This window comes from Streptococcus sp. 2022WUSS037 (genome assembly GCF_044427225.1).
Taxonomy (GTDB): domain Bacteria; phylum Bacillota; class Bacilli; order Lactobacillales; family Streptococcaceae; genus Streptococcus.
Window position 1 is genome coordinate 78,653 of sequence record NZ_JAOTGJ010000004.1, and the last position, 14,911, is coordinate 93,563.

Consider the following 14,911-nt stretch of genomic DNA (forward strand, 5'->3'; position numbering starts at 1 on the left):
TAGAATCTTCTTTTGGACGGTAACAAATTGGATAAAATACGAACTACGGGAATGATTCTTTATAACAAGAAATATGTTAATTTTTAGAATTTGTGGTATAATGGAAATGTTATAAATTTTATTATAGGAGAACATCATGGAAGACCCTGGTAGTCAGACCATCTATTTACAACTGTTAATTTTATTCTTATTGACTCTGTTCAATGCCTTCTTTTCAGCCTCTGAAATGGCGCTTGTTTCTCTAAATCGTTCAAGAGTAGAACAAAAGGCCGCAGACGGTGAGAAGAAATATATTCGCTTGCTTCAAGTTTTAGAGAATCCTAACAATTTTCTATCAACCATTCAGGTCGGTATTACCTTCATCTCCATCCTTTCAGGTGCCAGCTTGGCTAATGATTTGGGAGCTGTATTTGCCAAATGGATGGGGAGTTCAACAACAGCACAAACCGCAGGATACTGGCTTGCACTGGCTATGTTGACTTTCGTTTCAATCGTTCTTGGTGAATTGTACCCTAAGCGGATTGCCATGAATATGAAGGAAAATCTGGCAGTAGTCACTGCACCTGTGATTATTTTCCTTGGGAAAATTGTTAGTCCGTTTGTGTGGTTATTATCTGCTGCAACGAATCTTATCAGCCGTATTACTCCTATGAATTTTGATGATGCGGATGAGCAGATGACACGGGATGAAATTGAATATATTTTGACAAAGAGTGAGAAAACCTTAGATGCCGAAGAAATCGAAATGCTTCAAGGTGTGTTCTCTTTAGATGAGTTGATGGCACGTGAAGTAATGGTTCCCCGTACGGATGCTTTCATGGTGGATATTGAGGATGATACAGCAACCATCATGGCAGCCATCCTCAAGCAGAATTTTTCACGTATCCCTGTTTATGATGGCGATAAGGACAATATCATTGGTCTGATTCATACCAAGAAAATCTTGTCAGAAGCTTTCAGTAATGGCTTTGACAATCTCAACATCCGCCGCATTATGCAGGAGCCTCTCTTCGTTCCAGAAACGATTTTCGTGGATGATTTGTTGACATCATTGCGAAACACTCAAAATCAAATGGCTATCCTGCTAGATGAGTATGGTGGAGTTGCTGGTCTGGTTACCTTGGAAGATTTGTTGGAAGAAATTGTCGGTGAAATCGACGACGAAACGGACAAGACAGAAGTTTTTGTTCGAGAAATTGCTGACAACACCTATATCGTCCAAGGAAATATGACCTTGAATGACTTCAATGAGCATTTTGAGATGGAGTTGGAAAGTGATAACGTTGATACGATTGCTGGTTATTATCTGACAGGAGTCGGTACCATTCCGAGCCAAGACGAGAAAGTTTCCTTTGAAGTGGATAGTAAAGATCACCACCTAGTTCTTATTAACGATAAGGTAAAAAATGGTCGCGTAACAAAATTAAAACTCTTGATTACACCACTGGAGAAAGAAGAAACCGATAAGGACTAGGGCAACCTAGTCTTTTAGCTTTCTTCTTACGGAAGATGATAGTTATGAAAGAAAGTAAATGATAGAAGCGTTTTCATTTTTGTGATATACTAGTCTTATAAAATGATGAGGATGAGATGATGACAGAAATTGATTATCGTAAAGTGACAGGTTTGGTTCATTCAACAGAGAGTTTTGGTTCGGTTGATGGTCCAGGGGTACGTTTTGTGGTCTTTATGCAGGGCTGTCACATGCGTTGCCAGTATTGCCATAACCCAGATACTTGGGATCTGGTCAATCCAGCAGCGACTGAGAGAACAGCAGAAGATGTCTTGAATGAAGCCCTGCGTTTTCGTATGTTTTGGGGAAAAGAAGGGGGTATTACCGTTTCAGGTGGTGAAGCAACCATCCAGATTGATTTTTTAATTGCTCTGTTTACCCTTGCAAAAGAAAAAGGGATTCACACTACTTTGGATACCTGTGCGTTGACATTCCGTAAGACAGAGCGCTACTTGGAAAAATATAGTCGGCTTATGGAAGTAACAGACTTGGTGCTCCTTGATATTAAGGAAATCAATCCTGAGCAACACCGCATTGTGACAGGTCATAGTAACAAGACTATTTTAGAATGTGCTCAATATTTATCAGACATTGGTAAGCCTGTTTGGATTCGTCATGTCCTGGTACCGAATTTGACTGACCGAGATGAGGACTTGATTGAACTTGGTAAGTTTGTTAAAACATTAAAAAATGTCGAACGTTTTGAGGTGTTACCTTATCATAATCTTGGTGAATTTAAGTGGCGTGAGTTGGGTAGACCCTATCCACTAGAGGGGACTAAGCCCCCAACGAAGGCTCGAGTGGAAAATGCAAAGGCCTTGATGGAGACAGAAACCTATCAGGAGTACTTGAATAGAATTAAGGGATAATAGTGAAGAGGTCGGAGATTGATGCGAAAAAGATTTAATGTGTTAGGGACAAGTATCACTTGTCTCTTGTTTATTGGGCTTATGCTAGGCTTGTTCTTTTTGGGAGATCGAACACAAAAGGAGCAAACCAAAGTTGCAACGACATCATCTAGCCAAGAAATATCTGCTAGGGACAAAGTGATTGCAAATTATCTAGATCAGATGACCTTAGAAGAAAAGGTCGGACAGATGATTTTTGCTCGGATGCCATCTGCAGGACAAGCTGAGGCATTGGAAACCTATCATTTTGGGGGCTATATCTTATTTGCAAGTGATTTTGAAGGTAAGACACTGGAGCAAGTTAAAGAAGAGATTGCTTTTTATCAATCACTTTCAAAAGTGCCGCTATTAATGGCTTCAGATGAGGAAGGTGGGACGGTAACGAGGATTAGTCAACTTCTGGAAACACCTTTTGCATCGCCTTTGGAATTGTACCAAGCTGGTGGCATTGATGCGATTTTGTCGGATGCCAAGCAGAAGACCAGTCTTTTAAAAGGAGAGGGAATCTACGCAGGTTTCTTCCCAGTTGCGGATTTATCCACTGATCCATCCTCTTTTATCTACGATAGGACCATTGGACAGGATGCGAAAACCACCGCAGACTATATTGGTCAATTGGTTTCATTGTTGAAAGAGGAACGATTTGCTTCGACCTTGAAGCACTTCCCGGGTTATGGGGATAATGCTGATTCGCATACGGATTTGGTCTATGACAACCGAAGTTTAGAAGATTTGCGTGCCAATGATTTTCTCCCCTTTAAAGCTGGGATTGAAGCAGGTGCAGACTCTATCATGGTTAGCCACAATATCGTACCTGCCATTGATAATGTCCCATCATCCATTTCACCTGAAATCAATAAAATTCTTCGGAATGAGCTTGGTTTTGAGGGTGTCATTATGACGGATGATTTTGATATGCAAGGCTTGGTCCAATTTGTAGATCAAGATACAGGTGCCTTGCAGACCATTCAAGCTGGGACAGATATGATATTGTCTTCAAGTTATGCCAGTCAAATTCCTTATATTATCGAACAAGTAAAAGCTGGAACTATTACAGAAGAGCGAATTGACCAATCCGTCAAACGGATTTTGGGAATGAAATACGATCTTGGCTTAATCAAATAAACAAAGAAAAGGAAGTGCTAGATACTTCCTTTTTTGTATTATTCTAAAACAAGCTTAGTTTTTATGCCATCCACATCAACAAAAGCTGCGCTATTGTCTAGTCTTTGCAGGTTTAGGTTTGCAACAATGGCACGATTCAAGGTTGCTTCAAATACTTCTGGATTGGAATAGATGACTGTATAGTAGGCAAGGCCTGGAATGCCTTCTTGTCTGATTTTCAGATTTTTTCCTCCCCATTCATTGACGGCAAGGTGGTGATGGTAGTCGCCAGAAGCTAACCAGGATGCAGATGGAACGGTGAAATTATCTCTGACAGCTAGAACTTCTTGGTAAAATTTGCTAGAAGCAGCGCTTTCTCGGACAGATAGATGGACATGGCCCATACGACTACCAGCAGGCATCTGATAGGCTGCGTCAGCTTTTTTCCCTAAAGCATAAATCGCTTCAGCATCCATTGGCTCAGATTTTCCAACAATTTGACCGTCAGCTCGAACATCCCATGCATCTTGTGGCAGGTCACGGTAAATCTCGATGCCATTGCCTTCGGTGTCGGCTAGGTAAATGGCTTCGCTGTAACCGTGGTCGCTGGCGCCTTGGAGGGGAATCTTATTGTCGATAAAGTGGCGGAAAATGGTCCCGAGGTCCTCACGGCTAGGTAGGACAATGGCCAAATGGTAGAGTCCGTAGCTGTGGTGGACTTCGCCGTTCTGCTCTGTTTGAATCAGGCGGACAAGGGTGTTTTTTCCAACACCAAGGTCAATCTGGTGAGGGCTTTGGGAGAGGACTTGGAGACCTAAGACTTGTTGGTAGAAGAGGCTTTGAAGCTCCAAATCGCGGACATTAAGGGCGACATGGCCCAGTTCAAATTGGGAATTGTACATAGGAATACCTGACTTTCTAATTTGGCTTGAATAAATTCATAAGGTAAATAAATGATTGTATAACCATTATAACACATACAAATTATTTTGTAAGTACGTAATTTTTGGATAGTCACTATCTTAAGATGAAGTTTTGTATCATATCAAGGGAGAATTCGATTGATTTTCAAAAAAACTAGAACCGAAGTTCTAGTTAGTGTTGGTTATTCAATCTTAATTTTGTAAAGAAAGTTTGTGTTAAGCTTCCAACAATGCTTTTGCTTGTGCTTGCAAACCAGCAATAGCTTCCTCAGACAATACCAATTCTCCAGTTCCCCAGGCTTCTGGGTTGACAGTTGTACCTGTAAACTCACCTACAACTTGCATACGAACAAATGGTAGTAGTGCATGATAACTAGCGAACATTTGGTCATGTCCAGCGCTGGCAACAGATGATACGGTAACGATTTTGTCTTGAAGGGCAGATGGACCACGAGTATCTGACAAGTCAAGGGCACGGCTGAGCCAGTCAATCAAGTTTTTCACAGTACCTGGGATAGCAAAGTTATAAACTGGTGAGAAAATCCAGATAGCATCTGCTGCCATGATGGCATCGCGTGCAGCTTGGACTGTTGGCAAGACAGGTGTCTCAAGGTCTTGGTTCATCAATGGGACATCTTTGTAATCAAGGTAGCTTACAGTAGCTTGACCTTCTAAAATGCTTTCTGCTTGTTTAGCCATTTGGTGGTTAAATGAACCTTCACGCAATGAACCGACGATAAATAGAATGTTTTTCATTTGTTTTTCTTCCTTCTTTGTAAAGATTTTTTTGAAAGTTGAGATAAGAGACATATGTCCTCCTCTTAAGAAAATTCTTTCCTACTTTCGTAGTTTATGGTATTATTGTAGCAGGTATAAAAATTAAATACAAGTACGTTTTTTTTGTAAAGTCACTATCTATTTGTGAAGTAATGCGTCGTATCAAGAAAAAAGAAAGGGTAAATATGCCAACATTTACATCTCATACTGTTCCAGAGTGCCCTTATGTGGCTACTCAAAGTGTATTATCAGGGAAATGGAGTATGTTATTGCTCCATCATATCGAAGAAGGACCGATTCGGTTTAATGAATTGCATCGTCGATTAACAGGGATTTCCCAAGCAACCTTGACCAAGCAACTCCGACAATTAGAAGAATATGGATTGATTACGCGTAAAGTCTATGCACAAGTTCCGCCAAAGGTCGAGTATGAACTGAGCGAGATTGGACAGGAATTTAAGTTGGTCTTGGAGCAAATTGAAACCTTTGGGGAAAAATACATCAACTTTGTCAAATCAAAAAAATCTGAATGAGTTGTTCATTCAGATTTTTGCGTTTTATAGTTCATCATCCTTAACTGCATCTAACCAATCGGCAGCAGCCTTAGCGGTACTTTCGAGGGCCCCTTCTTTGAATGGTGACTGGAGGTTTGCGGCTTCAACCACTTGCAAGAAGGACTTGGTGCCGCCCAAATCACAGATGCGGATGTAGTCTTCCCAAGCATTTTCATCGTGATCTACCTGCGTACGTTTCCAGAATTGGAGGGCACAAACTTGGGCCAAGGTATAGTCGATGTAGTAGAATGGACTAGCAAAGATATGACCTTGACGATACCAGAAGATACCGCGGTTAAGAGCTTCTGACTCAGAATAATCACGGTCTGGCAGGTAGAGGTCTTGTAGTTTTTTCCAAGTTGCCTTACGTTCTGCTGGTGTCATTTCTGGATGTTCATAGACTTCGTGCTGGAAGTGGTCCACCAAGACACCGTAAGGCAAGAAGAGTAGGGCACTTGCCAAGTGAGTGAATTTATACTTATCGACTTGTTCCTTGAAGAAACGGTCCATCCACGGCCAAGTCATAAATTCCATAGACATGGAGTGGATTTCACAGGTTTCATAGGTTGGCCAGACAACTTCTGGACTTTGGATCCAACGGGAACGATAGACTTGGAAGGCGTGACCTGCTTCGTGGGTCAAGACATCAATATCACCGCTGGTTCCGTTGAAGTTAGAGAAGATAAATGGGCTCTTGAAGTCAGGGATATAGGTACAGTAGCCACCGCTGTTTTTTCCTGGTTTTGCGACCAAGTCCAAGAGTTCATGCTCAATCATGAAATCAAAGAACTCGCCCGTTTCAGCGGATAATTCACGGTACATGTCTTGAGCCTGGCTGACGATAAAGTCAGGGTCACCTTGAGGAACAGCGTTTCCGTCCAAGAATTCAAGGTTGAGGTCGTAGTGTTTGAGGCTTGGCACTTGCAAGCGTTTGGCTTGGCGTTGACGCAGATCTTGCACAATCGGTACGATGTGTTTGAGGATTTCTTCACGGTACACCTTGACCATGTCACGATTGTAGTCGAAACGGTTCATCTTGAGGTAGCCGTATTCCACATAGTCCTTGAAGCCGAGTTTGTGGGCAATTTCCGTGCGGACCTTGACCAATTCATCGTAAACACGGTCAAAATCAGCTTCCTTGCTTTCAAAGAAGGCAGTTGTGGCAGCAGATGCAGCCTTGCGGACTTCGCGGTCAGTTGATTGTCCGAATGGGCCCATTTGTGCCAAGTTGTAAGTCTGACCTTGGAACTCAATCTCTGCACCAGCAATCAGTTTGCTGTACTCATCGGTCAATTCATTTTCCTTTTGGAACAAGGGAATCACATCAGATGAGAAGGTCTTGAGCTTGTTTTCTGCCTGCATGAAGAAGGTTTGAGGCAAGATATCTGACAGCTCTTCCTTGTAAGGCGTCTGGACAATCACACGGTAGTAGTTGGTGGTCAATTCTTCAAAAAGTGGCGAATATTCATTCCAAAACTTGGTTTCTTCATTGTAGAACTCATCGTTCATGTCGATAGTATGGCGGATCATCCAGAGGTTGTACTGGGTATCGACCAAGTTGAGTAATTTTGTAACGGCTGCCACTAGTGTACGAGTTGTTTCCAAGTCACTTGCCTGAGCCAACTGGTCTGTCAGGTCAGAAAATTGAGCCTTGATAGCTTCATAATCTGGACGAACATAGGTATAGTCTGAAAATTTCATATGGTTCTCCTTTTGTATTGCTACCTTCTATCTTACTCTTTTTGAAAACGTTTGGCAAATCCCGACCCGTCCATGTTCACAAGTCTTTCTATTTATGGTAAAATGTAGGAGATTATTAGAAAAATGAGGTTGTAGACATGTCTAAATTTTTAGTTTTTGGTCACCAAAATCCTGATACAGATGCCATTGCATCATCGTACGGCTGGGCTCACTTGGAGCGTGAAGTGTTTGGTCGTGATGCGGAAGCAGTTGCACTTGGAACGCCAAATGAAGAAACAGCGTTTGCGCTTGACTATTTTGGTGTTACTGCACCGCGCGTGGTTGAGTCTGCAAAAGCAGAAGGCGTTAGCCAAGTCATCTTGACAGACCACAATGAATTCCAACAATCAATCGCAGACATCAAAGATGTGGAAGTGGCAGCTGTTATTGACCACCACCGTGTCGCAAACTTCGAAACGGCAAATCCATTGTACATGCGTTTGGAGCCAGTAGGTTCAGCATCTTCAATCGTTTACCGTGCCTTCAAAGAAAATGGTGTGACACCTCCAAAAGAAGTGGCAGGTCTCCTCTTGTCAGGTTTGATTTCAGATACTCTTTTGCTCAAATCGCCAACTACTCATGCAACAGATCCACAAGTAGCAGCTGAATTGGCTGAAATTGCTGGTGTGAACTTGGAAGAATACGGCTTGGCACTCTTGAAAGCAGGAACCAACCTTGCCAGCAAGTCAGCAGAAGAATTGATTGACATCGACGCAAAAACCTTTGGTTTGAACGGAAATGATGTGCGTGTAGCCCAAGTCAACACAGTGGACATTGCAGAGGTCTTGGAACGCCAAGTAGAAATCGAAGCAGCAATGACAGCAGCATCAGCAGCAAATGGCTACTCTGACTTTGTCTTGATGATTACAGACATCGTTAACTCAAACTCAGAAATCCTTGCCCTTGGTAGCAACATGGACAAGGTAGAAGCGGCCTTCAACTTCAAGTTGGAAAACAACCACGCTTTCCTTGCAGGTGCCGTTTCACGTAAGAAACAAGTGGTGCCACAGTTGACAGAAGCGTTTAATGCGTAAATACCTAGCACCTTCGGGTGCTTTTTTACTAAAGGAGAAACAATGTCCTACACAGTTAATTTCAAAGAAGTCGAAACGACGGGTTTGGAAACCAGCCCAGTCGCAGAAGTCTTGGCCGGTATGCGTGCCAATGAAGCCCGCTATTTCTGGAACAAATATAAGCAGGAGTTCGTGGTCTTTACGCCGGAAGAAAAGCCTGAAATCCTGCCCTTCATTGAGAAGGTCTTGGCAGACTCCTTTTGCTTTGATAGTCACTCCCCTGACTATCAAACTCCCCTACACTCCGCTCAATGTCGCTCAGCTTGAGGTAGACGGTATTCTCTGGTCATTTGTTTTTTATGACAATGGCCTGGCTGTCAATGTCCTCTATACGCTAGAAGAAGGAGGCAAACGAGCTGTCGGTTTCAAATTGTCAGACGGCATTGAGATTCCCAAAGAATTTGAAGGTAAATTCAAGTTTGCCCGCCAACGCTCCAAACTAGCAGGCGAAATTCGTGGCACCTTCTTCGTTGTCAAGGGAGAATATTTGTAAGCAAGAATCTGGGATTTCCCAGATTTTTTAAAAATAGCTTGACTTGGAGTGGACTTCAAGGTGTATAATAAGCGAAATATCGTCATTTAGTTTATCTTTTATTACGTCGTTAACTCACCTTGCCTAACTCCAGTTATGCCTGTGGCTTTTGAAGCGAACGTGGTTCGCACTATCTCCAGCCTTCAAAGGTTCCCCAAACCTTTGAAGCGAGTACTAAAAGTAAACTAAAAGACTATAAAGAAGGGAGCCTGGAATGAATATCAAAGAAGTTAGTGATGTAACAGGTCTATCGGCAGATACCATTCGTTACTATGAGCGGATTGGGCTTATTCCCAAAATTGCAAGAAAATCTTCTGGAGTAAGAGACTTTTCGGGAAATGATGTAGCCATTTTGGAATTTATTCGCTGTTTTAGGAGTGCGGGTATGTCGATTGAGCGCTTGATTGAGTATATGGGCTTGGTGCAGGCTGGAGATAGTACTGTGGAAGCCCGGATTGATTTACTAAAAGAGGAACAGGAAGAATTGCGGTCACGCTTGTCGGAAATTCAGCAAGCTCTAGATCGTTTAGATTATAAAATAGAAAATTACCAGACTATATTAAGAGGTGCAGAGAATCAATTGTTTACAGACGGCAGTAGTTCATTCAAAAAAGGCAGAGGATAACTTCTCTGCCTTTATAATTCATTATTCATTTTTTCTTATAACTTGTTTGGGTTTAAATTTCTTCTTTAGCCCAATTTGAACCAAACGTAGTCCAAGAAAACCCGTCGCACTTGCCAATATGATGGCAATAAAAACAGGAATGCCTACGGATAGATAGACATAACTAGCGATGACTGTTATCAAACTAAAAAATGCGATATTAACAAAAAACAACAATTCCTTTAGACGTTCTTTATTGGTATTTTTTGCCTGATAGGTTTGAAAATTAGCCTTTTTCTCTTTCGGGATATACTCTTCGTACTGGTACTCATGGGACTGATAGTGTCTTAATGCCATATCGTCTCCTTTTCTGCTCCTTAAAGAATACCATAACATTGCTGAATTTTTATGTCATTTATATTACAATAATGTTACAAGAGAAAGATTAGAAAAGTCTGAACATTAAAATACAAGTAGTCACTTATCAGATATTTCTCTTTTTGATATAATTATCTTTATGGAAAAAATTATCATTACAGCAACAGCTGAAAGTATTGAGCAGGTCAAAGAACTGCTTGCAGCAGGAGTTGACCGTATTTATGTTGGGGAAGAGGACCATGCCCTTCGCATCCCAACAAATTTTACCTATGATGAACTCAGGGAAATAGCAGAGCTAGTTCATAGCGCTGGGAAGGAATTGACGGTCGCTGCCAATGCCCTCATGCACCAAGATATGATGGACAATATCAAACCGTTTATGGAGCTAATGAGGGAAATCAAGGTTGATTATCTGGTTGTCGGAGATACTGGAATTTTCTATATCAATAAACGTGATGGCTACAATTTCAAGCTAATCTATGATACATCTGTCTTTGTGACTTCCAGCCGTCAGATTAACTTTTGGAAAGATCATGGAGCAGTAGAGGCTGTTTTGGCAAGAGAGATTCCATCAGAAGAACTCTTTGATATTGCTAAGAACTTGGAAATGCCAGCGGAAATCTTGGTCTACGGCGCCTCTGTTATTCACCATTCTAAACGAACCTTGTTACAGAATTACTACAATTTTACAAAGGCTGATGAAACAGACTTGTCACGTGGACGCGGACTTTTCTTAGCTGAGCCGAGCGACCCAGATAGCCACTATTCTATCTTTGAGGACAAGCACGGTACCCATATCTTTATCAACAATGACATTGATATGATGACCAAGCTGTCAGAATTAGATGAACATGGTTATCATAATTGGAAACTGGATGGTATCTATTGCCCTGGTCAGAACTTTGTTGAAATTGCTAAGCTTTTTGTTCAAGCAAGAGATTTGATTGAAAAAGGCGAATTCACTTATGATCAGGCCTTCCTTTTGGATGAACAGGTTCGCAAGCTCCATCCAGCGGAACGTGGCTTGGATACAGGCTTCTACGAATTTGACCGCAATAAGGTTAAATAAGTTTCAGTTTAATCATATATTTATTATTTTACTTACTCTATCCTGGCAGAGTTAGCTCTGTCACTTACTATGTAAGGTCAGAGCACGAAAACGCCTTTGGGCGATTTTCTAGACTCTGCACTAGGTTTCCACATGAAAAAGTATCGTTTTCACGTGGAAACCGTCGCAAATAGAAAGAAGTTTATTATGTCAAAAACATTAAAGCGTCCCGAGGTCTTGTCACCTGCTGGGACTTTGGAGAAATTGAAGGTAGCCATTGATTATGGTGCTGATGCTGTCTTTGTCGGTGGCCAGGCCTACGGTCTGCGTAGCCGTGCAGGGAACTTTACCATGGACGAGATGCGGGAAGGGATCGAATATGCCCATGCCCGTGGTGCCAAGGTCTATGTAGCTGCCAATATGGTCACCCACGAAGGCAATGAAGAAGGAGCAGGAGCCTGGTTCCGTGAACTACGAGACATGGGCTTGGATGCGGTTATCGTTTCCGACCCAGCCCTTATCGTTATCTGTGCAACCGAAGCACCAGGACTTGAAATTCACCTATCTACACAGGCCTCCTCCACCAACTACGAAACCTTTGAGTTTTGGAAGGAATTGGGCTTGACCCGTGTCGTTTTAGCCCGTGAAGTGACCATGGAAGAAGTGGCTGAAATCCGCAAACGGACAGACGTGGAGATTGAAGCCTTTGTCCACGGTGCCATGTGTATCTCCTACTCAGGTCGATGCGTTCTCTCCAACCACATGAGCAAACGCGATGCCAACCGTGGCGGATGTTCCCAGTCTTGCCGCTGGAAGTACAACCTCTACGACCTCCCATTTGGCGAAGAACGCCGTTCGATTAAGGGGGAAATACCAGAGGAGTTCTCTATGTCTGCGGTGGATATGTGTATGATCGACCATATCCCAGACATGATTGAAAATGGGGTTGATAGTCTGAAAATCGAAGGTCGAATGAAATCTGTCCATTACGTATCAACAGTGACCAACTGCTACAAGGCTGCGGTAGATGCTTATCTTGAAAGCCCAGAAAAGTTTGAAGCGATCAAGCAAGACCTGATTGATGAAATGTGGAAGGTTGCCCAACGGGAATTGGCGACAGGTTTCTACTATAGCCCACCGAGTGAAAATGAGCAACTCTTTGGAGCTCGCCGTAAGATTCCAGAATACAAATTCATCGCCGAAGTAGTGGCTTTTGATAAGGAAACCATGACTGCCACTATCCGCCAACGCAATGTCATCAACGAAGGTGACCAAGTGGAGTTCTACGGACCAGGTTTCCGTCATTTTGAAACCACCATTCAAGAACTTCGTGATTCCACAGGTGAGAAGATTGACCGTGCTAACAAGCCAATGGAACTTTTAACTATTAAGCTGGACCGTGAAATCTATCCTGGCGACATGATTCGTGCCTGCAAATCTGGCCTCATCAACCTCTACCAAGAAGATGGTCAATCATTAACTATTCGAGCATAAAGAACAATAGTCTAGTCAAAAATACTCAATAACGAAAAAACACAGATAGATTGGGCTGAATCTGATGAAATCCAGCTGAACTATCTGTGTTTTTCTATTTGTTTTTATTATCAAGGGCTATATTTTATTAGATACATGACAAAAAGGCTGGATTTTAGCCTTTTGTTTGTTTTTGAGATGTTTTTACACTTTCAGGCACCAAGGTAATTTTCTTTATATCTTGAATGTTGATAATACTGGTCACCCGACGTTTGAAATTTTTCATGATGATCCGTTGGCGCTCCTTATCGTATTTAACAATATCACCTGTAAAGCTTCGGTCAGCATAGATAACATGGATGGCTGCCTTTTTATAGAGAGCGAGTTCTAAATTGTTTTTTATCTCCTCCTTGCTATCTGGCTCGATAGTCTTAGAAGCTTTGCTATTGCCCAAAAAGATATTGACTTGCTCTAAAATAACTTCCAAAAATCTCTTCATGGCATTATCCTTTCAAACTTGGTATAATTATAGTAACGAATTTTCGCAAAAATGACAAGTTTTTTCGAATAAATAAGTGAAGGAGGTAACAAATGGCAGAATTTACATTTGAAATTGAAGAAAAACTCTTGGTCTTATCTGAAAATGAAAAGGGATGGACCAAGGAGCTGAATCGTGTATCGTTTAATGGTGCACCGGCCAAGTATGACATCCGAACTTGGAGTCCCGACCATACCAAGATGGGCAAGGGAATCACGCTCAGCAATGAAGAATTCCAAGTGCTCTTGGATGCATTTGCTAATAAATAAAAGAAGCCTAAGCGAAAAAGGCTTCTTTTTTCGTGATGGGTTGGAGGAGGCGGTGGCAGAAAGTAATCAAGGTAATTTTTGCCAAATCTGGAAGGATAAAGGGTAGAATCGTCCATGCCACTGTATCTGACCAGCTAGCTCCTGAAACAAGTTTAAAGACCGATGAACCGATAAGAAAGCAAACTGCAGTTCCAAGTAGGCAAGCGAGAAAAACGGTTACCGGAGAGGAATCGGATTTTGTAAGGCTTGAAGTAAATACAGCATAAATCAGGAATCCCCATAAAAAGCCTGCGGTTGGTCCGACAAGGGCAGCAAATCCACCTGAAAATCCAGCAAAGACAGGAAGTCCGATAGCTCCCAAGGTCAAGTAAAGGGCTACACTTGCAATAGCCTCTTTAGGCTTGTACAAACAAGCTACTAAGCCGATAGCCAAGGTCTGAAGAGTAAAGGGAACAGGGCCGATAGAGAGGCTGATTTGCGATAGGGCAGCAATGATAGCTGTTCCGATAGCGATGTAAACAAGAGATTTAGTAGAATAGTTTGTCATTTTGTTATCCTTTTTGTTTTTCTAGGTTAACAAAATTATAGACATTCTAGCCATGAAAGTCAATGCTTCCACCATCGGCTGTCACAGTGTTATAGTTTTTACCTATGAGCGAGGATAGGAAATTTATATTAGCATAGCACAAGTTTTCGTGCTAGAATGATAACAAAAAGAAAGCGAGAATGCCTATGTCAGAATTACTTGAAATTTACCGTACACTTAAATCCAAAACTTGGGTGGACTTATCCCATCAAATCAATGAAGATAGCCCTCACTTCCCAGCCCTTCCAGCCTTGGAGAAAAAGGCTTTATTTACCCACAAAGATGGATTTTTTGTAGAGCAATTTACAGTTGTGGGGCAATATGGTACCCATATCGACCCACCTATTCACTTTGTTGAAGGAGCTCGCTATCTGGATGAGATTGACTTGAAAGATTTGCTTCTACCGCTTTATGTGATTGATAAGTCCGAAGCGGTTGCTGCCAATAATGATTATGAGATTAGCAAGCAAGATATTTTGGATTTTGAAGCTGAGCATGGTCCAATTGCACCAGAATCCTTTGTTGCTTTTCGTTCGGATTGGTCAAAACGTTGGCCAAGTCAAGATGCTATCCGAAACTTGGATGATCAAGGTGTGCAGCATACACCAGGTTGGAGCCATGAAGCTTTAGAATATTTAATTGAAGAACGTCAAGTTAAGGCAGTTGGTCATGAAACCTTGGATACGGATTCAGGTGTTTCTGCAGCCAAGAATGGTGGTAGTCTACCAGAAGAATATTATCTCTTGTCTAAGGACATCTACCAGTTGGAAGTCTTGAATAATCTTGATCAGGTGCCAGCAAGAGGAGCTTTGATTTCCATCGCCTTCCCACACTGGGAGAAGGCTTCAGGTTCGCCAGTGCGTGCCATTGCTATTTTGCCATAAGGAAAAA

16 protein-coding genes and 1 pseudogene are annotated in these 14,911 nt (G+C 42.0%); 11 read left to right on the forward strand and 6 right to left on the reverse strand.

Annotated features, from left to right (window positions below; all coding sequences use genetic code 11):
- Positions 1–136 precede the first annotated feature (136 nt).
- The 3 genes from ODU55_RS03215 (at position 137) to ODU55_RS03225 (ending at position 3,546) form a co-directional block, all read left to right on the forward strand.
- On the forward strand, positions 137–1,474 hold the full coding sequence (locus tag ODU55_RS03215) for a hemolysin family protein (protein WP_398581851.1): 1,338 nt from the start codon (positions 137–139) through the stop codon (positions 1,472–1,474).
- Between the two features lie 116 nt (positions 1,475–1,590).
- Complete coding sequence (gene pflA, locus ODU55_RS03220) at positions 1,591–2,382, forward strand: pyruvate formate-lyase-activating protein (protein ID WP_349612359.1); 792 nt, start codon at positions 1,591–1,593, stop codon at positions 2,380–2,382.
- Between the two features lie 21 nt (positions 2,383–2,403).
- Positions 2,404–3,546, forward strand: coding sequence for a glycoside hydrolase family 3 protein (locus ODU55_RS03225; protein ID WP_398581852.1), 1,143 nt, complete (start codon positions 2,404–2,406; stop codon positions 3,544–3,546).
- A 38-nt stretch (positions 3,547–3,584) separates the two neighbouring features.
- Here the strand turns inward: ODU55_RS03225 and ODU55_RS03230 are convergent, their stop codons facing one another.
- Both ODU55_RS03230 and ODU55_RS03235 read right to left on the reverse strand, forming a co-directional pair.
- Positions 3,585–4,427 (reverse strand): VOC family protein, encoded by an 843-nt coding sequence (locus ODU55_RS03230; RefSeq protein ID WP_398581853.1) that lies wholly within the window; start codon positions 4,425–4,427, stop codon positions 3,585–3,587.
- A gap of 237 nt (positions 4,428–4,664) precedes the next feature.
- Positions 4,665–5,204, reverse strand: a complete 540-nt coding sequence (locus tag ODU55_RS03235; RefSeq protein ID WP_398581854.1) for an NADPH-dependent FMN reductase — start codon at positions 5,202–5,204, stop codon at positions 4,665–4,667.
- Between the two features lie 206 nt (positions 5,205–5,410).
- Here ODU55_RS03235 and ODU55_RS03240 point away from each other — a divergent pair, with 206 nt between their 5' ends.
- The gene (locus tag ODU55_RS03240) at positions 5,411–5,758 is read left to right on the forward strand and encodes a helix-turn-helix domain-containing protein (RefSeq protein WP_105116060.1); all 348 of its coding nucleotides are present in this window, start codon (positions 5,411–5,413) and stop codon (positions 5,756–5,758) included.
- Positions 5,759–5,782: 24 nt separating this feature from the next.
- On the opposite strand, the gene ODU55_RS03245 is transcribed toward ODU55_RS03240, so the two are convergent.
- Complete coding sequence (locus tag ODU55_RS03245) at positions 5,783–7,480, reverse strand: M3 family oligoendopeptidase (protein ID WP_398581855.1); 1,698 nt, start codon at positions 7,478–7,480, stop codon at positions 5,783–5,785.
- Between the two features lie 137 nt (positions 7,481–7,617).
- Between ODU55_RS03245 and ODU55_RS03250 the strand changes: the two genes are divergently transcribed.
- From ODU55_RS03250 to nmlR, 3 genes and pseudogenes are all read left to right on the forward strand, one after another.
- On the forward strand, positions 7,618–8,553 hold the full coding sequence (locus ODU55_RS03250; RefSeq protein ID WP_398581856.1) for a manganese-dependent inorganic pyrophosphatase: 936 nt from the start codon (positions 7,618–7,620) through the stop codon (positions 8,551–8,553).
- A gap of 42 nt (positions 8,554–8,595) precedes the next feature.
- A pseudogene (locus ODU55_RS03255) lies at positions 8,596–9,085 on the forward strand (phage tail protein).
- Positions 9,086–9,338: 253 nt separating this feature from the next.
- On the forward strand, positions 9,339–9,749 hold the full coding sequence (nmlR, locus tag ODU55_RS03260; protein WP_398581857.1) for a stress response transcriptional regulator NmlR: 411 nt from the start codon (positions 9,339–9,341) through the stop codon (positions 9,747–9,749).
- Between the two features lie 21 nt (positions 9,750–9,770).
- On the opposite strand, the gene ODU55_RS03265 is transcribed toward nmlR, so the two are convergent.
- Positions 9,771–10,085 (reverse strand): DUF3270 domain-containing protein, encoded by a 315-nt coding sequence (locus tag ODU55_RS03265; RefSeq protein WP_024384622.1) that lies wholly within the window; start codon positions 10,083–10,085, stop codon positions 9,771–9,773.
- Positions 10,086–10,245: 160 nt separating this feature from the next.
- On the opposite strand from ODU55_RS03265, the gene ODU55_RS03270 reads away from it, so the two are divergent.
- On the forward strand, positions 10,246–11,175 hold the full coding sequence (locus ODU55_RS03270; protein ID WP_205029080.1) for a peptidase U32 family protein: 930 nt from the start codon (positions 10,246–10,248) through the stop codon (positions 11,173–11,175).
- Between the two features lie 186 nt (positions 11,176–11,361).
- The gene (locus ODU55_RS03275) at positions 11,362–12,648 is read left to right on the forward strand and encodes a U32 family peptidase (RefSeq protein WP_398581858.1); all 1,287 of its coding nucleotides are present in this window, start codon (positions 11,362–11,364) and stop codon (positions 12,646–12,648) included.
- Positions 12,649–12,802: 154 nt separating this feature from the next.
- Here ODU55_RS03275 and ODU55_RS03280 read toward each other — a convergent pair whose 3' ends face one another.
- Positions 12,803–13,126, reverse strand: coding sequence for a hypothetical protein (locus ODU55_RS03280; protein WP_398581859.1), 324 nt, complete (start codon positions 13,124–13,126; stop codon positions 12,803–12,805).
- A 92-nt stretch (positions 13,127–13,218) separates the two neighbouring features.
- Between ODU55_RS03280 and ODU55_RS03285 the strand changes: the two genes are divergently transcribed.
- Complete coding sequence (locus ODU55_RS03285; RefSeq protein WP_024384626.1) at positions 13,219–13,434, forward strand: YdbC family protein; 216 nt, start codon at positions 13,219–13,221, stop codon at positions 13,432–13,434.
- A 7-nt stretch (positions 13,435–13,441) separates the two neighbouring features.
- Here ODU55_RS03285 and ODU55_RS03290 read toward each other — a convergent pair whose 3' ends face one another.
- Positions 13,442–13,981: a biotin transporter BioY gene (locus ODU55_RS03290; RefSeq protein WP_398581860.1), complete on the reverse strand. Its 540-nt coding sequence runs from the start codon at positions 13,979–13,981 to the stop codon at positions 13,442–13,444.
- 185 nt (positions 13,982–14,166) lie between these two features.
- Here ODU55_RS03290 and ODU55_RS03295 point away from each other — a divergent pair, with 185 nt between their 5' ends.
- The gene (locus ODU55_RS03295; protein WP_398581861.1) at positions 14,167–14,904 is read left to right on the forward strand and encodes a cyclase family protein; all 738 of its coding nucleotides are present in this window, start codon (positions 14,167–14,169) and stop codon (positions 14,902–14,904) included.
- Positions 14,905–14,911: the final 7 nt, after the last annotated feature.